15 protein-coding genes are annotated in these 25672 nt (G+C 33.8%); 8 read left to right on the top strand and 7 right to left on the bottom strand.

The features are described 5' to 3' along the window. Positions 1-39 precede the first annotated feature (39 nt). Positions 40-6606 (bottom strand): T9SS type B sorting domain-containing protein, encoded by a 6567-nt coding sequence (locus ACHRVZ_RS18435; RefSeq protein WP_395424356.1) that lies wholly within the window; start codon positions 6604-6606, stop codon positions 40-42. Between the two features lie 122 nt (positions 6607-6728). Here ACHRVZ_RS18435 and ACHRVZ_RS18430 point away from each other — a divergent pair, with 122 nt between their 5' ends. Then, a complete protein-coding gene (locus ACHRVZ_RS18430) occupies positions 6729-8945 on the top strand; it encodes a B12-binding domain-containing radical SAM protein (RefSeq protein WP_395424355.1) in 2217 nt (738 codons plus the stop codon). Position 8946: 1 nt separating this feature from the next. Here ACHRVZ_RS18430 and ACHRVZ_RS18425 read toward each other — a convergent pair whose 3' ends face one another. The 3 genes from ACHRVZ_RS18425 to ACHRVZ_RS18415 are packed head-to-tail and all read right to left on the bottom strand — an operon-like array spanning position 8947 to position 11711. Then, the gene (locus ACHRVZ_RS18425) at positions 8947-9711 is read right to left on the bottom strand and encodes an MBL fold metallo-hydrolase (RefSeq protein ID WP_395424354.1); all 765 of its coding nucleotides are present in this window, start codon (positions 9709-9711) and stop codon (positions 8947-8949) included. A gap of 57 nt (positions 9712-9768) precedes the next feature. Next, a complete protein-coding gene (locus ACHRVZ_RS18420; RefSeq protein ID WP_395424353.1) occupies positions 9769-10452 on the bottom strand; it encodes a response regulator transcription factor in 684 nt (227 codons plus the stop codon). Further along, positions 10449-11711 (bottom strand): sensor histidine kinase, encoded by a 1263-nt coding sequence (locus ACHRVZ_RS18415; protein ID WP_395424352.1) that lies wholly within the window; start codon positions 11709-11711, stop codon positions 10449-10451. Before ACHRVZ_RS18415 ends, ACHRVZ_RS18420 begins: the two co-directional genes overlap by 4 nt. Positions 11712-11875: 164 nt before the next feature. On the opposite strand from ACHRVZ_RS18415, the gene ACHRVZ_RS18410 reads away from it, so the two are divergent. Beyond that, on the top strand, positions 11876-12292 hold the full coding sequence (locus ACHRVZ_RS18410) for a DUF1573 domain-containing protein (protein ID WP_395424351.1): 417 nt from the start codon (positions 11876-11878) through the stop codon (positions 12290-12292). Positions 12293-12467: 175 nt separating this feature from the next. After that, positions 12468-14048 (top strand): murein L,D-transpeptidase, encoded by a 1581-nt coding sequence (locus tag ACHRVZ_RS18405; RefSeq protein WP_395424350.1) that lies wholly within the window; start codon positions 12468-12470, stop codon positions 14046-14048. Between the two features lie 177 nt (positions 14049-14225). Here ACHRVZ_RS18405 and ACHRVZ_RS18400 read toward each other — a convergent pair whose 3' ends face one another. Beyond that, positions 14226-14735, bottom strand: coding sequence for a C40 family peptidase (locus tag ACHRVZ_RS18400; protein ID WP_395424349.1), 510 nt, complete (start codon positions 14733-14735; stop codon positions 14226-14228). A gap of 219 nt (positions 14736-14954) precedes the next feature. On the opposite strand from ACHRVZ_RS18400, the gene ACHRVZ_RS18395 reads away from it, so the two are divergent. The 5 genes from ACHRVZ_RS18395 (at position 14955) to ACHRVZ_RS18375 (ending at position 21883) form a co-directional block, all read left to right on the top strand. Continuing rightward, positions 14955-16049: a GDSL-type esterase/lipase family protein gene (locus ACHRVZ_RS18395; protein WP_395424348.1), complete on the top strand. Its 1095-nt coding sequence runs from the start codon at positions 14955-14957 to the stop codon at positions 16047-16049. Continuing rightward, positions 16039-17418 carry a sialate O-acetylesterase gene (locus ACHRVZ_RS18390; RefSeq protein WP_395424347.1) on the top strand — a complete coding sequence of 460 codons (1380 nt, stop codon included), beginning with the start codon at positions 16039-16041 and terminating at the stop codon, positions 17416-17418. Before ACHRVZ_RS18395 ends, ACHRVZ_RS18390 begins: the two co-directional genes overlap by 11 nt. A gap of 290 nt (positions 17419-17708) precedes the next feature. Further along, on the top strand, positions 17709-20003 hold the full coding sequence (bglX, locus tag ACHRVZ_RS18385; RefSeq protein ID WP_395424346.1) for a beta-glucosidase BglX: 2295 nt from the start codon (positions 17709-17711) through the stop codon (positions 20001-20003). Between the two features lie 184 nt (positions 20004-20187). Further along, the gene (locus tag ACHRVZ_RS18380; RefSeq protein WP_395424345.1) at positions 20188-20754 is read left to right on the top strand and encodes an HdeD family acid-resistance protein; all 567 of its coding nucleotides are present in this window, start codon (positions 20188-20190) and stop codon (positions 20752-20754) included. 172 nt (positions 20755-20926) lie between these two features. Next, positions 20927-21883, top strand: coding sequence for an aldo/keto reductase (locus ACHRVZ_RS18375; RefSeq protein WP_395424344.1), 957 nt, complete (start codon positions 20927-20929; stop codon positions 21881-21883). A 224-nt stretch (positions 21884-22107) separates the two neighbouring features. On the opposite strand, the gene ACHRVZ_RS18370 is transcribed toward ACHRVZ_RS18375, so the two are convergent. Together ACHRVZ_RS18370 and ACHRVZ_RS18365 are read right to left on the bottom strand one after the other, a co-directional pair. Continuing rightward, positions 22108-24087 carry a glycoside hydrolase family 97 protein gene (locus ACHRVZ_RS18370; RefSeq protein WP_395424343.1) on the bottom strand — a complete coding sequence of 660 codons (1980 nt, stop codon included), beginning with the start codon at positions 24085-24087 and terminating at the stop codon, positions 22108-22110. 148 nt (positions 24088-24235) lie between these two features. Next, a complete protein-coding gene (locus tag ACHRVZ_RS18365; protein ID WP_395424342.1) occupies positions 24236-25522 on the bottom strand; it encodes a cellulase family glycosylhydrolase in 1287 nt (428 codons plus the stop codon). Positions 25523-25672: the final 150 nt, after the last annotated feature.

Here is a 25672-nt window from a genome sequence, read left to right as displayed (position 1 = left end):
AGGAAATTAAAAACTTTGCGAGCTTTGAGGTTTAATCATTTATCGTTTTAGGCTAAAATGACCTCTGAATTCAGATCCATTTACTCGAGTAACCGTAAACCAATAATCTGAAGATGGCAAATCCTGACCTGCATAGCTTCCATCCCAAGAAGTGTTTTTATTAAGTTCTTTAACGAATTTCCCATAACGATCATATATTCTAATATTGCTATTTGGTGCCAGATAATCAAAGTTGATGGTCCAGGTATCATTATAACTATCGCCATTTGGAGTGAAAAATTTAGGAAATGGAATTTCATTAACTAGATTAATACATTCTTTATCGGTAGCTTCAAGAATACTTATTATAACAGGAATTCTATCACTTTCACAGCTATTTATAGTTTGCGAAGCATAATATGTATTTCCACTTTCGAGAGGAGTTGATTCTGATAGAACAATAGTAGAAGAAGCACTTTCGAACCATTTTATTTTTTGGCCAATAATATCAATATCATTTATGACTGGATTTTTTTGGATACAAAATGCTTGTGGTGAATCAGCAATTGGAATCTGAGTATCTTGTATTTTTATTGTAATGGCAACTCGCTGGCTTTCGCAATTGTTTAGTGTTTGCGATGCGTAATAAATACTATTTTGTAATAAAGTTGTTTCGGGTAATATATTTCCATCTGTTACTGCATCATACCATTTAATTGCTGTTCCTGTTAAAGTTATATTTTCTAACGTTGCAATTTCGTCGATACAAAAAGATTGAATCTTTGAACCAGCTGGTGATGCCGGGAAATTTGTGAACGGAATTATTAATGCTCTAGTTGGTTCAGAAGGACATCCATCTGAGCTTTTTACTTTAACATCGTAATCACCTGGATTTAGATAACTGGAAATTTTTGATGTTGTCCATGTCATACCATTATCAAAACTATATTCTGAAGCTGTTGATGTTATGGTTATTTGTCCTTTTAAATTAGAACAATCCGGTTGCGTAATATTTATTTTTGGCGGATTAGGATAATCTAATGGCGCTTCAATTTTTATACTTACAGAACTAGATTCACATCCTAGTGCATTTTTGGCTTTTAAAGAATAAGTTCCCACAGCTAATTTTTTTGCGACAGGATCAGTTGTCCAGGTTTTTCCTCCATCAAAACTATACTCCGTTGCTGCTGAAGTAATCTGAATAGATCCATAAGGATTGACGCAGGTTGTTGGCTGAACAGTTATAGTTTCAGGTGTTTTTGGGGCTTCAGGCGGAGCGTTGATAATAGCTTTTGATGCTTCAGATATACATTCGCTTCCAGACTCTTTAGTTCGCACAAAATAAGTTCCGGGAGCTAAGGCTGTCATAGTTTGATTTTTAACCCACGTGTTTCCATCATCAAAACTATATTGTCCTTTGACGGTATTTATTGTTATAGATCCATTTAGATCGCAACCAGTAGGCTGTTTTATCGTTATTGGAGGAGCTTTTGGAATAGGAACTTGCTTAATTGTTGTCATGCAACTTGGTTCTGAGACACATCCTTCAGCATTTTTTATTCGTAAACAATATTCTGTATTTTCTTTTAAGTTTGTTGCTGTAGCATTTTTTGACCAGGTTAAACCATTATCAAAACTATATTCTGAGGCAGGAGTGTCTATTGTAATAACAATACCGGTTGGTGATCCTCCTGCGCATAAAGGCTGTACTGCTCCATATGACTGAATTTTAAAAGATAAGTAAGTGGTGATTTTTACTATCGTAGGATCAGAAATGCAACCTTTGTCATTTTTTATTTTAATAGAGTAATCTCCAGGTAAAATGTCATTTTTAAAATTATCAGTTTGCCAAGTTATTCCGTTGTCAAAACTGTATTGTAAAGCTGAGGTTGTAATAGTTATGCTTCCGGTTTTGATTGTACACGTTGGTTGAACAGTTGTAAAAGTAGGGCCAGGTAAAATTGTACCTGAATTTAAAATCGCTATTGTTGGCTCGGAAGGACAAGACCAATTGTATTCTTTTACTCTTACCTGATAGGAACCTGCTTCCAAAGCACCTGATGAAGAGTTTATCCCCCAGGTAAGTCCATTGTCAAAACTATATTGTGTTGCGCCACTTGTTACTTTAATACTACCGTCCTTAACTCCACAATTACTTGGCATTACTGTAGTAACTGTTGGTTTGGAAGAAAAACTAGGTATAGATTGTAAATAAACATATTGATAGTTAGATTGACAGCCCTGATTATTTTTAATCTTTATCAAATAATAACTTGATGTTAAATTATTAAGTATAGGATTGCTAGTCCATGTATTTCCATTGTCAAAACTATATTGATCAGCAACCGAAGTTATAGTAATTGATCCTTTACCAGAGCAGGTAGGATTCACTAAGTCAAAAGTTGGAGCGTCTAAATAGAAAGGTGGTACATAGATGCTTTGATAATTTGATTTGCATCCAAGTTTGTTTTTAATCAATATATTATAATATCCTGTAGACAAATTTGATGCAATTGGATTTGATGTCCAAGTAGTTCCATTGTCAAAACTATATTGATCTGAAATTGTAGTAATAGAAATAGTTGCTCCTTTGCCACAAATAGCAGGTTCATACACGAAGTCCGGATTGTCTAAATAAAAAGGTTTAATGTAAACATATAAAGGACTAGACGTACAGCCTAAATTATTTTTAATTAATATATAATAATAATTATTTGGAGACGGGTTCGTAAATACGGGGTTATTTGTCCAGGTAGCTCCATTATTAAAACTGTAAAAATCTGCTTTTGTGGTTATTGTTATATTTCCATCCACTCCACATGATGGCTGAGATACAGTGTATTTAGGATTGTCTAAGTAAAAAGGCGGAATATAAACATATTGATAATTAGAAGTACAGCCTAAATTATTTTTAATTAAGATATAATAATTAGTATTTGTAGTTGGAATTGAAAATATATTATTTGTTGTCCATGTGCTTCCATTATCAAAACTATAATAATCTGCCTTTGTCGTTATTGTAATGCTGCCGTTATTGCCACATGATGGCTTCACTACTGTGTAATCAGGATTATCTAAATAAAATGGTTTAAAATAAACATATTGATAATTAGAGGTACAACCTGCATTATTTTTAATTAAAAAATAACAATAAGTATTTGGTTCTATGTTTGATAAAGTTGAATTTGTTGTCCAAGTATTTCCGTTATCAAAACTGTAAAAATCGGCTTTTGTTGTAATAGTAATACTTCCTTTTTGACCACAAGCTGGTTGAATTGCTTCATAGTTTGGATTGGCAAGACGATTTGAGTCAAGGTAAATTCCAAGTATCTGTGATTCACATCCAAGGTTGTTTTTTATCTTGATGTTGTAATATCCTGAAGATAAGTTTGTGGCAATAGGGTTGGTAGTCCATGTTTTTCCATAATCAAAACTGTAATAATCTGCAGGAGTGATAATTTTTATGCTTCCGATATTACCACAAGAAGGATTTACGGCTTCATAAACAGGGTTAGGAAGAAAGAAATTATTAATATAGACTGATTGGTAAGTGGACACACAATCTAAATCATTTTTATACAAAAGATAGTAATATCCCGGAGCAAGATCTGTAGCTGTTGGATTTGTGGTCCAGGTTTTTCCGCCATCGAAACTATATTTACTGGCAGATGTTGTTATAGTAATAGATCCTCCAGCTTCGCACGTTGGCTGAACAGAAGTAAAAGTTGGATATGGTAAATAATACGTGTTCAAATAAGCACTTTGCGAATAAGAGACACAGCCTAAATCATTTTTATATTGAACAGAATAATATCCGGGCAGAAGATTTGAAGCCACCGGATTGGTAGTCCATGTTTTACCATTATCAAAACTATATTCTGAGGCATTTGTATCAATACTTATTGTACCACCCGTGCCACAAGTAGGCTGTGTTATTGTAAGAGTAGGATACTCTAAGTAGTAATAATCAATAGAAACATATTGAGATCTAGATTTACAGCCCAAATCATTTTTAATTAAAATATAATAAGTTCCCGGAATAAGATCTGTAGCCACCGGATTGGTAGTCCACGTTTTTCCATTATCAAAACTATACTCTTCTGCCTTTGTTTTGATGTTTATCGTTCCTCCTTTTCCGCATTTAGGCTGAATAGTGGTGTAAGTTGGATAGTTTAAGTAGTAAGTCTCCAGATTAACATATTGAGAATATGAGATACAACCCAAATCATTTTTAATCATAATATTATAAGTTCCAGGAGCAAGATCTGTAGCTGTTGGATTTGTTGACCATGTTAGTCCGTTATCGAAACTATAAAAAGCAGCCACAGTGGTTATTTTTATAGATCCGTTAACACCGCATTTTGGCTGGACAGTAGTGTAATAAGGCGCCTGAAGAAATTGGCTGTTTAGCGTAACCGTATTATATGTTGAAATACATCCAAATTGATTTTTCGTTCGGATATTATAAGTTCCGGAAGGAAGATTTGAAGCAGTATTGTCTTTAGTCCATGTTTTACCATCATCAAAACTATATTCAAAAGCAATTGTTGTTATTGTTATGCTTCCAAAAGAATCACAGCTCAACGGATTTACGGATTTATAGCTTGGAAAAGTTAAATAGAAAGGATTAATTGTAATCTTCGTATTATAGGAAATACAGCCTAGAGAAGTTTTAGTTTGTATTAAATACTGACCTACAGCTAAATTTGACTTTGACGAATTAGTAGTCCATGTAGTTCCTCCGTCAAAACTGTATTCTGATGCAGCAGAAGTAATCGTAATTGTTCCGGTATTTACAAAACAATCAGGTTGCTTCACTTCAATAGTTGGTTGTGGAGCAACCTGATTAGTTGGTATTGTTATAGATGCTTTACTAACACATCCGGATGCATCTGTTACTTCAACAGAATAAACTCCTGTTGCGCTTGCGGTAATATTTTGTGTTTTTTCTCCATTAGACCAAAGATAACTTTGTCCTTGTGTGGCAGTTAGAGTAGTGTTGCCTCCACATATATTTAGAGAACCCGAGATATTGGCCGTTGGATTCTGCAAAACTAAATTTACTGCTATTATCTTAAAGCAGTCAGCACTTTTAGTGACTCTTAGAAAAATAGATGTGCTGCCTGAATCGTATTTAGTATAGTCTTTAATTTCATTCGTATCACTTGTTGCATCTGTAATGTTTTTGAAATACTTAACAGTCAATCCCGTCTGATTGCCAATTACCTGATTTAAGGAATCACTTAAATCAAAAATTTCAGTTCCATCATTTTTAATGTCACATTGCTCAATACTACCGGTTTGAATGGTAAAATTACATTCGGAAGTACAATTCATAAACGAAATATCCCATCCCGGATTTGCGTCCTTATCACTCGCAGAATTAAAAGACGCGCCATTACAATTGGTCTTATCTACGCCATAATCAATCGTGACCCCAATATTGTAATTGCCATTTGTTGTGTTAGGAAAATTAGCTTCGGTTAATTCAAAACAAAATTGTTTTTTAACTAAATCCAGAGACGAAGTTGTAGGTGTTGTATAAACAATCTTACCATCTCCATCATAAACATTCAAAGTAATAGCTTTAACATTTGCAGAGACTCCGCCTGAATTTGGAATCGTATAACTTCCGCAAACCGCTGTGGGGAAAGTTGGGCATATTTTGTATAATGGATCCAATTCGATGCTTCCCTGAGAATTTTCAGTCGAATGTAAAAAGCAAATGTCATCAATATAAGTATAACCAAAATGTCCTGATAGTCCACATCTGGCCGTCATAAATTCAGCAGTAAATTCTTCATTATTAGGAATTGAAGAAATATCTAAAGTACCATTTTGCCAATTTTTAGTATACAAAATAATACTACCACCCTCCAAATCATTAGCCTGCGTGAACATACAGTTTTCAGGATCACCAATTACACAAAATTCACTGATAACCTTATTGTTTTTGTCCAAAATACGAGCCTTAAAGTAAGGTTGCTCATTTACGTGGTCAGAGTTTGTAATGCTTTGTAATACAGTTTTATAATTAAATTTGACCTGAGTTTCATTATTGGTTTTAAACCTTTTTGCCTGAACTATTGCTAATGTGGAACTAGATTCTTTGAAGTTTAATTTTAAGGCATATTGATCAAATGCGTTAATATTACCAATATATGGATCTAAAAAATTTGATGGAATAGTAGAAACCATAAAATTATAGTCATTAGGATCATATTGTTTAATATTATCCACAGCACTTAAAGAAACAGATTTACATTGTGTTGGGTTTTGAGGAAAACCAACAGCAGATTTAAAATTTTTTAAAACATTTAAAGTAGATTTAGTTTCAAATTCTTCAAAACCTCCATTAGCACAAATTTGTACCGCATCTGAAGTTTGAGCCATTTTTTTGCTGCTATTGTTTAAATTACTATGCAGATCAATTTCCTCTTGCCTTTTTGTAAAAAACAATCTTCTGGCAGAAGGATCAGTAATGAGGTGTCCTTGTCGATCTTCAATTAAAATAGTTTGGTCTGAAGTATATTGAGATATAAGATTTTCTTTTTCTATTTGCGCTCTGTCTTGTGCAGATAAAGTAGTGACAATTAGTAAAAAAAACAAGAGTAAAGTTTGCTTCATTTGGATGTTTTGGATAGCAACAAATGTAATTAATTATCTACAAAAGAAAAGTAAAATCACAACTTGAATCTTTTCCTGAAAAGTCATTAAATATGCCGTATTTTTGCAAAAAATAATTCCTGTTGAAAACTAAACTCTTCGTCATAACGCCCCCTTTTACGCAACTGAATACACCATATCCAGCGACAGCGTATATAAAGGGTTTTCTAAATACAAAAAATATTGAATCTGTTCAGGCAGATTTGGGTATCGATGTGATATTAGAATTGTTTTCGAAAAAGGGATTGATTGATTTGTTCCAAATTTCAAGTGTCAAGTTTGAAGTTTCAGGTTCTGAGATATCAGATAATTCTAAACGTATTTTTGCTTTACAAGACGAATACATTAAAACTATTGATGCCGTAATTCAGTTTTTACAAGGAAAAAATCCAACATTGGCATTACAAATTTGTCAGGAAGATTTTCTGCCTGAAGCTTCTCGTTTTGCGCAATTAGAAGAACTCGATTGGGCTTTTGGTACAATGGGAACTCAGGATAAAGCCAAACATTTAGCGACTTTATATCTTGAGGATATTTCAGATTATATTGTAGAATGCGTAGATGAGAATTTTGGCTTTAGCCGATATGCTGAACGTTTAGGCCGAAGCGCCAATTCGTTTGATGAATTGTATGAAGCATTACAACAAAAGCCAACATACATCGATGCGATTTTGATTTCACTTTTAAAAGCTAAAATCGAAGCAGTAAACCCAACTTTATTTTTAATTTCAGTTCCTTTTCCAGGGAATTTATATAGCGCATTTCGATGTGCGCAATGGGTCAAGCAACATCATCCAGAAATTAAAATTTCGATGGGTGGAGGATTCCCAAATACCGAATTACGTTCACTTTCTGATGCACGTGTTTTTGAGTTTTTCGATTTTATTACATTAGACGATGGAGAAGTTCCAATAGAAGAACTTATCGAAAGTTTGTCATCTCGAGCGGAGTTGGGAGACGAGAAGCGATATAAAAGAACATTTTTATTAGAAAATGGAGAAGTGATCTATAAAAATAATTCCCTAAAACACGATTACAAACAAGCATACGTAGGAACGCCTGATTATTCTGATCTGCCTTTAGATAAATATATTTCGGTTATCGAAATTGTGAATCCGATGCACAGAATGTGGAGCGACGGACGTTGGAATAAGCTCACAATGGCGCACGGTTGTTATTGGGGAAAATGTACTTTTTGTGATATTTCATTAGATTATATAAAAGTTTACGAACCCGTTGCGGCTAATTTGCTTTGCGATCGAATGGAAGATATGATGCTGCAAACTGGTCAGAATGGTTTTCATTTTGTTGATGAAGCAGCTCCGCCAGCTTTAATGCGCGCTTTGGCTTTGGAGATTTTACGAAGAAAATTAGCTGTAACCTGGTGGACAAATATTCGATTCGAAAAAAGCTTCTCTAAAGATTTATGTTTATTACTAAAAGCTTCCGGTTGTATTGCCGTTTCAGGTGGTTTAGAAGTAGCTTCAGACCGATTATTAAAATTAATTGATAAAGGAGTTACAGTGGAACAAGTGGCGAAAGTAACCCGAAATTTTACCGAAGCCGGAATAATGGTTCATGCGTATTTAATGTACGGATATCCAACACAAACTATTCAGGAAACTGTTGATAGCCTTGAAATGGTACGTCAATTGTTTGAAGCGGGAGTTCTGCAATCTGGTTTTTGGCATCAATTTGCCATGACAGCGCACAGTCCGGTTGGATTGTATCCGGAGAAATTTGGCGTTACAAAAACTACAGAAACCATTGGAACTTTCGCCAATAATGATATTGATTATACAGATTCTACAGGAATCAATCACGATAAATTCAGTTTCGGATTAAAGAAATCACTGTTTAATTTCATGCATGGAATTTGTTTTGATTACGAACTGCAAGATTGGTTCGATTTTAAAATTCCGAAGACAAAAATTGATCCCGATTTTATTTTTAATGCCCTTGAAGAAGGAAATGATTTTAATACAAAACCAAATGCCAAAGTTGTTTGGTTAGGAGGGAAACCATCTGTAGAACATTTTACAAAATCTAAAAAAGGCCAAACTTGGGAAATGATGACTTTTACTTTTCATGATAAAAAGGAAAGTTTCAATATTCAGACTAATAAAAACGAAGGAAAATGGTTAGTTGAGATTTTAACTAAAATAGCCATTTCGAATGCTAAAAATTACACATTTCAAGAAGTAAAAACAGATTTTGAAACGAATTTAGACGACTTTGAATTGTTTTGGTATTCAAAACCAATTAATACATTACGCGAATTTGGGTTATTGGTTTTATAAATCAATATTCTACATAAGTTCCATCATTAGGAATCGCAGTTTTAGACAAAAGATTGTTATCTGCCAATGCATTTTTTAATTCTTCACGGGTCGTCGGACAGTGATTTAAAGCTTCTAAATGATTAGCGAAAACTTTTTCAGGCGCAAGTGCCGTAAATTTCAAAATATCATTCATTCGCATTAATAAAGGCTGACCAAAATCTAATCTTGCAGTTCCGCAAGCTACTACAGCAATATCGGGTTTTAATTCGATTAAAACTTTTTGAACATGTTCTGTAAAAACGGTATCAGAGCTTACATAAACCGACTTTTGTTGCGGTAATTCGATATGGAAACCCATTACGTTTCCCATTAATTTGGCTATAAATCCATAACCGTGAATAGCTGGAATACCAGTGATTTTACCACCCAAAAAATCTTGTGGTTCCCAATAATTTAAACTTTGAATAATATTTAGACCTCTTTTAGTTAAAGCATTTTCATCTTTAATATTACAAATTACAGGAATGCTTTTTCGTCTTAAAAAAACTTCACCCGCTTTATCAATATGATCAGGATGTAAATGGGTAATCAAACATATCGTGACTTTACTTAAAATATCTCTACTGTTTTTAGGTAAAGCCACAAGCGGGTTTCTTTTGGGCTTGTAACGGAAAATAGTAAAGGGTGGAATCGTTTTTCTCTTTCCTAACATTGGATCAACCAATATAACATCAGTTTCAGTTTCAATAACTAAAGTGGCGTTGCGTAGATGATGTAATTTCATATCGGGCAAAATTAGATATTAAAAATACAAAGTTTTTTTGTGATTAGAGACAATAAATTACATCGTAAATCTAAAACCAATTCCGTGTAAATTTTCTATCGAAATACCTTTTTCATTAATCAAAATTTTGCGCAGGCGTGAAATAAAAACATCTAAACTTCTGCCCATAAAATAATCATCAGTTCCCCAAAGCGAAGTTAAAATTTGTTCTCTTTTTAAAACTGAATTTTTATTATCAAGAAATAATTTCAAAAGTTCGGCCTCGCGTTGTGTAAGACTAATTTTTTCATTTTCATTAAAAAGAATAAAATTGTCCAGATCAAACTGATATTTTCCAATTTCATAAAATGATTTTTCTGTTAGAATATTCTTTTGAGAACGCTTTAAGAAAATCTCGATTTTTAAAAGTAATTCTTCAATACTAAAAGGTTTCACCAGATAATCATCTGCGCCTAAACGCAATCCTTTAATGCGATCTTCTTTTAATGTTTTGGCCGAAAGAAAAATAATCGGAATATCGATATTCGTTTTCCTAATTTCAGTAGCCAATTCAAAACCATCCATTTTTGGCATCATAATGTCCAGAATGCAAATGTCAAAACTATCCGTTTTAAAAGTTTCTAAACCCAGTTTTCCATCACAACAATGAGTAACTTCATAATTGCTTTGTTCCAAATTATCTTTGGTTAAAAATGCTAATGTTTCATCGTCTTCGGTATAAAGTATCTTGAATTTTTTCATTTTTTATAAGGAATTGACAAAGTTAGAGTAATACCGTTTTTAGAATTATTTTCGGCTTTTATTTTCCAATTATGCAAGTTGCAAATCTCTTTAACATAATATAGACCAAGACCAAAACCATTTACTTCGTTGCTTTTTTCGTTTTGAGCACGGTAAAATTTATCAAATATAAAAGAAATATTTTTAGGAGAAATTCCAATTCCATTATCTGTAAAAGCCAGTTTTAAAGTCGAATTTTCAACAGAAATTCCAATGGTGATTTCTGGTTTTTCCAAACAATATTTTACAGCATTATCCAGTAAATTATAAACTAAATTAGAGAAATGAAAAACGTCAGTTTCTATTTTATAGTCCTTCGACAATGTTTCGATTTTAATTACAGCTTCAGGATATTTTAATTGAATATTTTCTATCGTTTCTTCGATAATTGGAACAAGTAAAACGGCTTCTTTTTTTAATTCCAAAGGCGCATAATCCGATTTTGCAATGTTCAAAATTTTCTCAATATGACCATTGAGTTTATTGCTTTGATTGATGATAATATTGGTATAAGTATGCAGCTTTTTATCTTCTTTAATCGGGTTTTGTTCACTTAAATATTTCGAAGCAATTAAAATAGAAGACAAAGGTGTTTTGAATTCGTGCGTCATATTATTAATGAAATCGCGCTGTAATTCAGAGTATTTTTTTTGCTGTAAAAGCGTAAAAATCGAATACACATAAATCAACAAAATAAGAATTAATGCAATCGAAAGAATAAACCAAAATCGCATTGAACTGAACAAATAAGTGGTTTCATTTGGAAAGCGTATGGCAAAATAATAAACCAAATTTTTATGTTTAGGAAAAGAAACCTTTTGTTTCTCTTTTTCTTTTTCCGAAAACGAGATGTACTTTCCGTAAACCATTTCATCACTTTGGCAATTGTAAACCGCATATTCAAAATCAGTTAAAATGTTCATTTTTTTAAACTCAGATCTCAGATAAAACTCTAAGATATCCGGTTCAAACGCATTTTGAATATTTACAATATAATAGTCGTTTGAAACTTTTTGAACAGGATTCTGACACGATGATTCGTGATCCTTTCCTTCATATAATTTTCTGGCAACTTCGAGTAAAGCAACGTTTGCTTTCTGACTCAGTTTTTTTTGTTCTAACGTAAAAGCCTCTTTAGTCCAAAGCAATTGTGCCACCAAAATGCTAATAATGGCCACAAGTCCTAGAAGGATAATACTATTGAGTTTATTTATTTTCAAGAAAAATGATGTTTTTAAGGTGTAATATTAATCAAATTTATACTTAAAAATCCCCATTAACAAGTCGTTAACAAAGATTTGAAAGCGGTTAACAGCGATTTGATTTTGTCTGAATTACTTTTGGATTATAAAATTTGAACTATAAACCATTAATATATATAACTATGAAAGTAATTAAAATTTCGATGTTAGCTTTAGCTTTAAGTCTAATGTCTTTTTCAGCAATTGCACCTATAAAATCAATCACTTCTGAAACTAAAGTTGAGGCAGAAGCTGCATCAACAATTGTATGGAAAGCAGAGACGATAGACGTTGGTCAAATTCCACAAGGAACACCAAAAGCAATTGTTTACGAATTTAAAAACACAGGAAAAACTGCTGTTGTAATTACAAACGTTCAAGGATCTTGTGGTTGTACAGCAACAGATTATACAAAAGAGCCCATTTTACCTGGTAAATCGGCTAAAGTAACAGCAACATACAACGCTGCCAATAAAGGTGGTTTTACAAAAACAGTTACCGTAACTACAAGTGCAGAAACGACTCCAAAAGTTCTTACTTTAAAAGGTACAGTGATTTAAAAATAAAGGTTGGTTATAAAGTAGAAGCTCCGGATAAGCCATTTGTCCGGAGTTTTTTTATGCCTTTAAAAGAGCTGATTTTAGATTTAATTGAGGGTTTCTAAAGCATCAATTAATTTTTAGATAATGACTTTGTTTTTAGTAAAACTTTTCTAATTTTATTAAAAATATTATTATGAAAATCTTGTATCCGCTTGTTGCTGTTGTCATTCTTTTTGCCGTTATTTCATGTAATAAAAAGGCTGAAAAGAAAGAGGAAGAAATAAAAAAAACTTCAGAAAAAGTGGTGCCGGAACTTAAAATTAAAATTGACAGTTCTTCAATTGCGGCTTTTTATCAAGCATATCCAAAATTAGAGAAATTTCAAAATGAAGTACTCGCTTTATACAAACAAAAGAATTCTACTCAATTATGGCTGGATAATAAAGGAGTAGTAGAGTTTGGAAACACATTGTTTGATAAATACAAAGGTTTAGATCAGGAAGGATTGAAAGCAAATTTTCCTTATAATGAAAAGATCAGCCCAATTTTTGAACACACTTCTGAAAATAAACTATCACAGGTCGATACCGATTTGATGATTACAAACTTATATTTTTATTACGTTCAGAAAGTTTCCGGAGTAGATGAAAAAACAACCCGATCATTAGAATGGCTTTTACCTCGAAAAAAAGTAAACTATCAGGTTTTCTCAGACTCTATTTATAAAAAAGCAACAATAAATGATGACAAGAAAAGCAAAATGTTCAGTCAATATTATAAGCTTCGCGATGCCTTACATCAATATAGAGAAATAGAAAAAAAAGGAGGCTGGAAAACAATTGAAGTTAACGAAGATTTTAAAAGTTTAAAAATTGGAGATTCAGTTGCGACAGTCGGGCAAATAAGAGAAAGACTTTATATAACTGGAGATCTAAAAGAAAATAATAAAAGTAATATTTGCGATTCTACTTTGATCGTATCCGTTAAAAAATTTGAGTCTCATCACGGATTGACTCCAAAAAATACAATCTTACCCGAACATATTGCAGAAATGAATATTCCAGTCTCTGACAGAATAAAAACGCTTATTGCCAATATGGAACGCTGCCGATGGATTGATCCTGAACTCGAAAAAGGAAAAGAATACATTGAAGTTAATATTCCGGAGTTTAGATTGTATTTAATTCGCGATGGTAAAATTGCTTTTGTATCGCCAGTTGTGGTTGGTAAAATGATGACACAAACCGTTATTTTTAGCGGAATGATGAATAATATTGTTTTTAGTCCGTATTGGAATGTTCCCACAAGTATTATCAATAAAGAGATAAAACCCGGAATGGCAAAAAACAAGAACTACTTAGCACAAAAAAATCTGGAATGGAATAATGGTGCTGTTCGTCAGTTGCCGGGAAAAAACAATTCACTTGGTTTAGTGAAGTTTTTATTTCCAAATTCAAATAACATTTACTTGCACGATACGCCTGCAAAAAGTTTGTTCGAAAGAGAGAACAGAGCTTTTAGTCACGGTTGTGTACGAGTAGGAAAACCTCGGGAATTGGCTATTGAACTATTAAAACAAGACCCAACATGGACACCGGCTCGAATTGACAAAGCCATGCATGCCGGAAAAGAGAACTGGGTTAGTTTAAAAAAGAAAATCCCCGTTTATATTGGATATTTTACCGCTTGGGTAGATCGAGATGGGAATTTGAATTTTTATAAAGACGTTTACAAAAGAGACGAAAGTTTGATAAAATTATTGACTGAGGAATAAAAAAGTTTTGCCATTAAAGACAGTGATTTTCACGCAGATTTGGCTGATTACAGCAGATTAAATTAGATTTTTTTGAAGTTATCACACTAAACAGATCTGCGTATATCTGCTAAAATCTTTTTAAATCTGCGTGAAAGAAATCGATAAAATTAGTGTAATTCGTGGCAAAGAAAACTTTTATTGAGTCAATACATCAACGCATTTATAAAAACGTTTGCTGTAATGTTCTGAGTTCAGATCGCTAATCGTCACACTTCCTGCTTTTCCTGAAGAAGCATGAATAAATTTGGACTGCATTCCGTTGGCTTCACAAATGATTCCGACATGTCCAACGACGGTTTTATTTTTGTAACCATAAAAAACTAAAACATCACCAACTTTAAAATCTTCAGATGATTTCGCCGTGCCCAAATTTTTATATTCTCTGGAGCTTCTGGGTACGCTGATGTCAAAATGCTGAAAAACATAATTGACAAAACCAGAACAGTCAAATCCTTTTTTTGGACTATTTCCCGCATATAAATAAGGAGTTCCTAAAAATTGTTTCGAATATATAATGATAGAATCCCGATCTATTATTTTTTGTGTTTTATGTATTGAATTTATTATTGTTTTGCTCTCTTCTTTCGGGGTAAAAGATGAAAATAAAATAATTGAAGCAAATGTTATATAAAGAGTTGATTTCATTAAAAAGAATAAATTGTAGGATTAATTCGTAAAAATAGACTCTTGATTTTGAATATCAAAAGAATGTTTGGCAATAAGTTATACAAATAAGAAATAAATCATATTAAAAGGATAACTCATTTTGGTGTTTTTTTATTGCTTTTTGATGTTTTAGTATCTTTTTCTATACTTCGTTTCAGATATATTTGTGAATTGTATTTATGTTTTAACAAATAAATTATGTTTCTCAAAAAAATAGCGTTTTTAATTTCGTTTTTGCTGATTTCAGTTGTTTCGACTTCACAAAGTAAGAGCACTACTTTTCTTTGTCAAGGACGAGTCGAAAAACTTTCAAATGATAATGTTGTTTTAATCGGAACAGCTTCTTCTGTAACTTTTAATTTTACAGGAAATAAATGTGCCATTTCGCTTCAAAGTGTCGATTCATGGGAGCATCATAATTACGTTTCTTTAGTTTTAGACGGGAAATACATTGGTAAACTTAGAATTGAAAAAGGTGTGACGCAATCATTTCCTATAATAGTTACTTCGAACAAAAAGATTCATACTCTTGAAATTTACAAAACTACAGAAGCACATAGCGGAGGAATCTTATTTGGAGGAACAACCGCAAAACTAACTTCAATTACTTCTAAAAAAAGGAAGAAAATTGAATTTATTGGAGATTCTATTACATGTGGAGCGGCAAGCGATCCATCAGATGTTCCTTGTGATAAAGGAGAATATTTTGATCATCATAACGGATATTATGCATACGGACCAGTTCTTTCCAGAGCAATTGGTGTAGATTATTTGATGAGTTCCGTTTCGGGAATCGGGATGTATCGCAACTGGAATGATGAGAACAAAGACGAAGCCATTATGCCTGATGTTTATGAGAATTTGTACTTAACAAAAGACAATTCGAAACCTAAATATGATTTTGCTTTTCAGCCCAATATTATAAGCATTGCATTAGGAACCAATGATTTTTCGGGCGGAGATGGCAAAAAAGAACGTTTGCCTTTTAATGCCGAAAAGTATGTTACAAATTACATCAACTTCATTAAAATGTTGTACAAACACAATCCGAACGTACAAATTGTAATTACAAACAGTCCGATGATTAATGGTCAAAATGCAGTTGTTTTTGAAGATTGTTTGAATAAAGTTAAAGCAGCTTTTGCATCTGATAAAACGCATAAAGAAATTCAAATTTTCAAGTTTAAACCCATGACGCCAAAAGGTTGCTCAGGACATCCGGATGTTACAGATCATAAAGTGTTGGCAGATGAATATGCTCCGTTTTTAAAAAAGTTACTAAATGAAAAATAATATATTTAAGTTTGTTTTCATTCTGATGATTTCCAGTACTATGATGGCAAACGTTTCCCTTCCGAATATTTTTGGCGATAATATGGTTTTGCAACGCAATTCTGAAGTGAAAATTTGGGGTTGGGCAAATCCGAAAGAAGAAATCAAATTGATTTCAAGCTGGAACAATCACGAATATAAAGTGGTTGCGAACAATCAGGCACAATGGGAATTGCATATAAAAACTCCAGAAGCGGGTGGCCCTTTTACAATCTCAATAAAAGGATACAACGAAGTCATTCTTAAAAATATTTTGATTGGTGAAGTTTGGGTTTGCGCTGGACAATCGAACATGGAAATGTCTGTAAGCTGGGGAATCGAAAATGGCGAGGAGGAAATGAAAAATGCCACGAATTCTAACATTCGATTTTTTACCGTTCCGAAATTAACTGCCACAACTCCACAAAATAATTTACTAGGAAATTGGACGGAATCGACTCCGGAAACGATGAAGTACTTTAGCGCAATTGGTTACTTTTTTGCCAAGCGTTTGAGAGAAGATTTAAAAAATGTTCCAATCGGATTAATTTCTTCGAATTGGGGCGGAACTCCCGCTGAAATATGGATGCCGGAAGAAGTCGTTCAGAACGATCCTGTTCTGTTAGAAAATGCCAAAAAACTCAATGAGCAAGAATATGGGCCACGTCAACCCGGACGTGCTTACAATGCTATGATTTATCCTTTTGTAGGTTTTAAAATTGCCGGTACACTTTGGTATCAGGGCGAATCGAATGTAGGTTCGTTAGTTTACGACAAAACTTTATCGGCTTTAATAACGTCATGGAGAAAGGCCTGGCAAGATGAGTTCCCTTTTTATTTCGTTCAAATTGCACCTTATAAAACAGGCAGTAATAACTTCTCAAATGTTACTGTTAGAAACTCTCAAAGAAAAATTTTAAATGAAATTCCTAAAACCGGAATGGTTCTAACTTCGGATATTTCAGATACGATCGATATTCATCCAAAAAACAAAAAATCGGCTGGAATTCGTTTAGCCAATTTGGCTTTGGCAAATATTTATAAAACCAACTCTAATTTGGTAAATGGTCCGCTTTTCAAAGACGTAAAAATCGAAAAAAACAAAGTAATCGTTTCGTTCGATTATGCTGACGGATTATATTTTAAAAACAAAAAATCGAATCAATTTGAAGTAGCCGCAGCCGATGGAATATTCTATCCGGCAGAAACTTCGATCAAAAATAACGAAGTGATTTTGGAAAGTAAAAAAGTCACAAATCCTTCAAAAGTTAGATTTGCGTGGGGAAATACAATTCAGTCAGATTTGTTTAATAAAGCAAATTTGCCGGCTTCTTGCTTTATTACGGAGTAGGGAATTTTAGAATTTTAAAGAGTCAATAAGAAAGATTTTAGACTTTAGATTTTTTGCCACAGATTTTACGGATTATATGGGTTAACGCATTTTATGTCATTTCGGGGAAGGAGAAATCACACTCGTAATTCGACAAAGATTGGCGTTTTTAATTGCGGAGTTTCTTATGTGATTTCTCGTTCTCCGAAATGACAAGATTATGAGAATCTCAAAAAGTTTAAAAACTTAGCACCTTAGCATCTCAGTCCCGAAGTCTCGGGATAGCACCTTTAAAAAAACGAACTAAACCAATGAAAAATAAAAAAATAATAACTTTTGGGGTTTTTGCCCTGTTTACTATTGGAAATATGAATGCACAGAAAAAGCCTTATTTGGATAAAAAGAAAACCATTGAGGAAAGAATTGAGTTGCTTTTACCGTTGATGACCTTAGAAGAAAAAGTAGGGCAAATGAATCAATATAACGGTTTTTGGGACGTAACCGGGCCGGCTCCAAAAGGCGGAACTGCCGAACTGAAATACGAACATTTGCGAAAAGGCTGGGTGGGATCAATGCTTACGGTTCGTGGAGTGAAGGAAGTTCGCGCGGTGCAGAAAATTGCAGTTGAAGAAACCCGCTTAGGAATTCCGTTAATTATTGGTTTTGACGTTATCCATGGTTATAAAACGTTAAGTCCAATTCCGCTTGCAGAAGCGGCGAGTTGGGATTTAGAAGCTATTGAAAAATCGGCAGCAATTGCGGCAGACGAAGCTTCGGCATCAGGAATTAACTGGACTTTTGGCCCAAATGTAGATGTGGCAAACGATGCGCGTTGGGGTCGTGTGATGGAAGGCGCAGGTGAAGATCCGTATTTAGGAAGCAAAATTGCGATTGCAAGAGTTCACGGTTTTCAGGGAGAAACTATTGCAGATTTGCAAAAGGTAAATAAAATTGCTGCTTGTGCAAAACACTTTGCCGCTTATGGTTATGTCGAAGCTGGTTTAGAATATAATGTTGTAGATATTAGTAATTCTAAATTATACAACTCGGTTTTGCCTCCTTTTAAGGCAACTGTCGACGCAGGAGTTCGTACGTTTATGAATTCGTTTAATACGTTGAATGGAGTTCCTGCGACTGGAAATGTTTTCTTGCAAAGAGATATCTTAAAAGGAAAATGGAAGTTTGATGGTTTTGTAATTTCAGATTATGCTTCGATTCGCGAAATGATTGCGCATGGCTATGCAAAAGACGAAGCCGATGCAACAGCAAAAGCAGTAATCGCTGGTTCAGACATGGATATGGAATCGTATTTGTACGTTGCAAAATTAGTTGCTTTGGTGAAAGAAGGAAAAGTAAAAGAAGCTTTGGTTGATGATGCAGTTCGTAGAATTCTACGTGTAAAATTTGAATTGGGATTATTTGACGATCCGTACAAAAATTGCGATGAGAAACGAGAAAAAGCTACCGTTGGAAATAAAGCGAATAATGATGGTGTCTTGGATATGGCCAAAAAATCGATCGTATTATTGAAGAATGAAAAGAATCTACTTCCGCTAAAGAAATACGGACAAAAAATCGCTTTGATTGGAGCTCTGGCAAACGATAAAAATAGCCCGTTAGGAAGCTGGAGAATTGCTTCTGATGATAATACTGCGGTTTCGGTTTTAGAAGGAATGCAGCAATACAAAGAGAATCAATTGACATTTGAAAAAGGAACAGATTTGATTGTTGGTAAAACAAGTTTCTTAAATGAAGTCGTTTTTAATACAACAGATAAAAGCGGATTTCAAGCTGCTAAAACGGCTGCCAAAAATGCTGATGTTGTAGTAATGGTTTTAGGAGAACACGGTTTTCAAAGCGGCGAGGGCAGAAGTAGAACTGATCTTAATTTGCCCGGTTTACAACAAGAATTGTTAGAAGAAATTTATAAAGTGAATCCGAATGTAGTTTTGGTTTTAAATAATGGTCGTCCGTTGAGTATTCCTTGGGCTGCAGAACATATTCCGGCAATTGTTGAAGCTTGGCATTTAGGAACTCAAAACGGAAATGCTGTTGCTCAGGTTTTATACGGTGATTATAACCCGAGTGGAAAATTACCAATGTCTTTTCCTAGAAATGTAGGTCAGGTTCCTATTTATTATAACAAATACAGTACGGGTAGACCTGTTGATAGCGATAAAAATGTTTTCTGGTCACATTATACAGATGTCGAGAAAACGCCTCAATTTCCGTTTGGTTTTGGTTTGAGTTATACGAAGTTCGATTATAATAATCTGAAATTAAATAAAACGGCTTTCGCAAAAGGAGAAAATGTACAAATTAGTGTTGAGGTTACAAACTCAGGGAATTACGACGGAAAAGAAGTCGTTCAATTGTATATTCACGATCAATTTGCCAGTATTATTCGGCCAATAAAAGAATTGAAAGGTTTTGAATTGGTGAATTTGAAAAAGGGAGAAACTAAAACAGTAACGTTCACTTTGACTGATAAGGAACTTGGTTTTTACGATAATGATGGAAATTACTTAGTAGAGCCCGGAACGTTTAAAATTATGGTTGGAGGGAGTTCTGACAAAGGTTTGGAAGGTGGTTTCGAATTGAAGTAATGAATTATTGAGAAAAGAAATTGGTGTTTATTTATAAGTTATTTTTTACGAAAAAAGTTTTAAATTGTTATCTTTGATAGACCTCGGATTAAAATAATCAAATTAAAAAGGTTGTTTTATAAAGATGAACTGTTTAAGGTAAGCTGAAAACTTTATAGAGTAAGCATGATTTTAAAATACACTTATGGAGAATTCTTTATTTAAAAAAGTAAAAATTGCAATCGATTATTGGTACATTCCATTATTAGTGGGAATACTTTTTGTTGGAATCGGGATTTGGTCTTTTGTAACGCCTTTAGCAGCTTATTTAACGCTCGCATTTCTTTTTAGTATTTCATTTCTGGCTAGTGGAATTTTTGATATTATTTTTGCAGTGTCAAACAGAAAAAAAATTGATCATTGGGGATGGACATTAGCCTCAGGAATTGTTGGTTTGGTAGTGGGGATTTTGTTAATTTCAAATCCATTAATCTCGATTACATTGCTTCCGCTTTACGTAGGATTTGTTATTTTATTCCGCTCTGTAATGGCAATAATTATCGCTTTTAATTTAAAAAGTTATTCAGTGCCTGATTGGAAAAATCTTTTGTTTTTAGGAATATTGGGAACAATTTTTTCATTCCTATTATTATGGAATCCTGTTTTTGCAGGACTTTCGTTAGTATACTGGACAGCTTTTGCTTTTATTGCAATTGGAATTTTTTATATTTATTTTTCTTTCAAACTTAAAAGAATACACGATATACATTAAAAATCAGTACTTAAAAAAGTAAAGTGATATTGATATCAAACCCGACAGGTTTTATCCCGAGGCTTCGGGACTGTCGGGTTTATTTTTTTGAGTCAAAACAAAAAATAAGTATCTTTCGATTGTCAAACCTGTTAGGTTTACTCAACGAACTATTTAATCTCAATTTTAAATAATGAAATACAACAGATGCGGAAAAAGCGGTTTGTTATTACCGCAGATTTCTTTAGGGTTATGGCATAACTTTGGGTCAGTAGATAATTTTGAAAATGCCGAATGTATTGCTGTAGAGGCTTTTGATAAAGGAATTACTCATTTTGATTTAGCCAATAATTATGGACCGGTTCCGGGTTCTGCTGAGACGAATTTTGGTAAAATCCTATGGCATAATTTTCAGGGGAATTTACGCGATGAAATCATTATTTCCACAAAAGCCGGTTACACGATGTGGGACGGACCTTATGGAGATTGGGGTTCCAGAAAATATTTATTGTCAAGTTTAGATCAGAGTTTAAAGAGAATGAAAGTCGATTATGTCGATATTTTTTATTCGCATCGTCCCGATCCTGAAACTCCAATTGAAGAAACGATGATGGCTTTAGATTATGCTGTTAGAAGCGGAAAAGCGTTATATGTTGGAATAAGTAATTATTCAGCAGAACAAACCAGAGTTGCGGTTGATGTATTGAAGCAATTAGGAACGCCTTGTTTGATTCACCAAGCAAAATATTCGATGTTAGAACGTTGGGTAGAAAATGGTTTATTAGATGTTTTAGAAGAAAAAGGAGTAGGGTGTATCGCATTTTCGCCTTTGGCACAAGGACTTTTGACAGACAAATATCTAAAAGGAATTCCTGAAAATTCGAGAGCGCATAATCCAAACGGGCATTTAAAAGAAGATGAGGTTACGCAGGAACGTATTGAGAAATTAATTCAGCTGAATGATATTGCACAAAATAGAAATCAATCTTTAGCACAAATGGCTTTGGCTTGGTTGCAAAAAGACAAACGAATTACTTCAGTTTTAATTGGGGCAAGTTCTGTGAAGCAGTTAAATAATAATATTGATTGTTTACAAAGTTTAGAATTTACACAAGATGAGTTGAATGCGATCGAGAAGATATTATCTTAATTTGCATTACATAATCTAAACTGGACTGAAGTCCAGTTCTACAATATAATTTGTTCCATTGGAATTGTAAAAGAGCCTTTGGCTCGATCCATATTATAGAGCTGGACTTTAGTCCATTTTTTTTGCGGGATTAAAAAATCGTAAACCCGACAGTCCTGAAACCTCGGGATAAAACCAGTCGGGTTTGTAACGCGAGATAAGGGAACGTTATTTGTTCCCTTTTTTTATTGTATAATCATTGCCAATCCGCCACCGCCTGCTAATCTATATTTTAATTTAGTTGTTGAATCGACAGTGATTTTTTCTCGTTTATAATCCACCGCAGCTTTATCAGCATTTAATCCGTCGGAGAAAATTTCGGCTTCGAATTTTTTGCCCTTTTCAAGAAAAGAAAAATCAATAGTTATTTCTCTAGAATCCCAATTGGTAATCGCGCCTAAATACCAGGTATTTTCTTTTTTACGTGCTATTGCAACAAATTTACCTACTTCGCCATCTAAAGCCACAGTTTCATCAAAAGTAGTTGGAGTTTTGGAGATAAAATCAGTGCTTTCTTGTTCTTTCATGTAAGCAGTTGGGCTGTCGGCCATCATTTGCAAGGGCGCTTCAAAAATAGTGTAAAGCGCCAATTGATGACATCTTGTTCCTTGACTCATCGGGTTCGAATGACTCGGTTTGAATTCGCTTTTTGTGGCATTTCGCATCGCGCCTGGGGTGTAATCCATTGGGCCAGCCATCATTCTGATAAACGGAATCGAACAATCATAAAGAGGAACATCATCATTTGGCGTCCATTTATTATTTTCTAAACCTTTCACGCCTTCAAAATTTAGGATATTAGGAAAAGTACGCTGAATTCCGGTTGGTTTATACATACCATGAAAATCTAAAAGCAACTTATTATCCGCAGCTTTTTGCGCAATATCATAAACTGAATTTACCATTTTCGCATCATCGCGATCCAAGAAATCTACTTTAAAACCTTTGATACCTAAATCAGCATAATTTTTTAAAATCCCCGAAGTGTTTTTGGTTAAAGCCATCCATGAACTCCATAAAATAATACCAACATTACGCTCTTTTCCGTAAGCGATTAAAGCCTCGAGATCAACATTCGGATTGTGTTTCATAATATCTTCTTCCAGACTCCAGCCTTCGTCTAAAACCACATATTCGACTTTATTTTTTGAGGCAAAATCAATGTAGTATTTATACGTTTGAGTATTGATTCCCGCTTTAAAATCGATGTTGTAAATATTCCAATCGTTCCACCAATCCCAAGCTACTTTTCCGGGTTTTATCCATGAAAGGTCTTTTATTTTTGTTGGCTCAGATAATTTCTGAACCATATCATTATTGGCTAAATCAGCATCATTTTCAGAAATAACAATAATCCTCCACGGAAAATTTCGCGTTCCTTTTGTTTTTACTAAATAATCAGCTCTTTCGGTAATTAGGCGATTGATGTTATTAAAACCGCCATTTTTTTCCTGTAAAGGATATTTAGAAAAACGAGATTCAAACCCCGATTTAGAACTATTATTGGTTACAAATAATCCGGGATAATCTTCAAGATTAGCTTCTAAGAAAACTGCTTTTTTATGGTTTTTGAAATCAATTAAAAACGGTAAAAATGCGATAGTATCTTTTGTGAATTCGCTAATTTTTTTGTTTTCGTATTGCGCTTCAAATGAAGAAATATAAGGATCTTTCGGATTTCTTAAATCGCGAACATAAGGCATTAAAGTTTTGTAATCCTGATCAAAATTCAAGCGAACTTCTTCTGATTTTACAGTAATATCTTTCTTTTGGTTAGTAATAAATCGATATGCAGCACCATCATCAAAAACGCGATATTCAACACTAAAATCATTCTTAAAGTTTAAAATAAGTTGATTGTATTTGTTTTGCACTGATTTCTTCTTGTAAAACGGAGTTTCAAATGAAGCATCAATACTTTCTCTTTTAGAATTGATAAGAATTGGTTTTTTCCCTAAAATAATGTTTTCAACTAAAGTTAAAGACATTTCAGAAGGCGCTAAAATCAAATCTTTTTCGTGCGAAATAGTCCATGAAATGTTATCACCGACGATAATTTTTACTTCAATTTTTCCGTTAGGAGATTTCAAAATAAAATCCTGTTTCTTCTGAGAAAAAGAAACATTAATGAGTAACAAACAAAAAAGAATAAGTGTTTTTTTCATGCTGTATTTTTTTATCAAATTTCAATTTTGTTATTCTGTAGAGATGCACAGCAGTGCGTCTACATCTCCAATTTACGTTCGGGATATTCTTTGCGTATAAGACCGTACTGCAGTGCGTCTCTACGGAAAATTGAAATGAATTCTATTCTTATTTTTTCAATTTTAAATTGTAATCTTTCACAATATCTAAAGTTGATTTATCGGAAGAAAAAACCGAATTCAATCCTTGTGGTTCTTGTGGAGGATCAGTTGTTAACGGATCACCGGGATTCCATTTTCCGGTTTCATTAACCGCTTTTCCTTCGCCGCCAAAACCCCAGAAATTGGCGGCTTGGAGCGGACCATTATTTTTATGACTTTCGGCAACCCTGCTAAAAATATAACTATAAAAAATATCTCTGTTCTTTACAGATGAGGTGGCAAGTAAACTTTCGTTTTCTCTTCCTAAACCAAATTCTTCAATAATAATTGGGCGTTTTAGATTGTTAGCCACTTTAATATGATCGTCGATATATTTACCGGCATTTTCAAGTGTTGTAGGCAGAGTTTTTTCGGCATCATTTGCCTTGAACCAATTCCAGTTTTTGGGCCAAATGTGCATGGTCAAATAATCGATGTTCGGATTTTGATGTGTTCTCTCGAAAATTTCCATGCTGTCATTCGAGCTGTTTTTTCCTTCAGAACCGGTAGAAATCAAATGATTTTTATCTAAACTATCCATCAAGTTTACAATGTTGTTGAGCCAAACGGTAAATTTTGCTTCGTTTTCAGGAGTAAAAGTTCGGGGTTCATTTCCTACTTGCCAGGACATAATGGTATTATCTTCAGTATATTTTTTATGCGAATAAGCATTCGTTCTTCCCATAATAAATTTCACATGATTCTCTAAACCTTTCATGCAAGGTTCGCAGCTATGAAATTGTTCTGTGTAGGCCATAAATTGCGGCCAGGTATTTGGAGCAATATTCGGAACCGGAATTGCGCCTTTGCCATTCCACTCCAAATATTGCGACATTCCGCCAGACCATTCCCAATTATTGGTTAAATATAAAACGGCATACATCTTACGTTTGCTCATTTCGTTAATCAAAAAATCCAATCCGTCCAGTAAATCCTGATCGTATTTTCCTTGTTCGTATTGCAAAGCCGGGCGAACAGTAAAATCGTATTTTCCGCCATCGCCACCAACCAGGATTCTTAGATTGTCGATTCCGTTTTTCTGCATTAAATCAAGTTCGCGAAGTAACCTTTTTCGGTCGCCGACTTTTTTTGAAGCCAATAGACTTCCGTACCAATAATTCGTACCAATATATGAGTATGGTTGGTCGCCTTTATAAAATTGAGTTCCTTTCAATGTAATTCTTTCCTGTGCCTGACACGCGACTGTAGAAAAAAACAAAGCTAATCCGAGAGTTTTAAGAAATCTATTTTTCATTATTTACTTTTTTTAGGAGCTAATCCTGCTATCCGTTTCAATCTTTTGTGCCTCCCGAAGCCTCGGGACCGGCACAAAAGGATTTTCACTTCTATCAGGGCTAGGACTTTTGGTTTTATAAGATGTTTTTTTAGTTTTCCAAAATCTTGT

The organism is Flavobacterium sp. FlaQc-57, from assembly GCF_044007395.1.
Lineage (GTDB): Bacteria > Bacteroidota > Bacteroidia > Flavobacteriales > Flavobacteriaceae > Flavobacterium.
The sequence above is the reverse complement of the archived record's forward strand: the minus strand, read 5'-3'. Positions and strand labels throughout refer to the sequence as shown.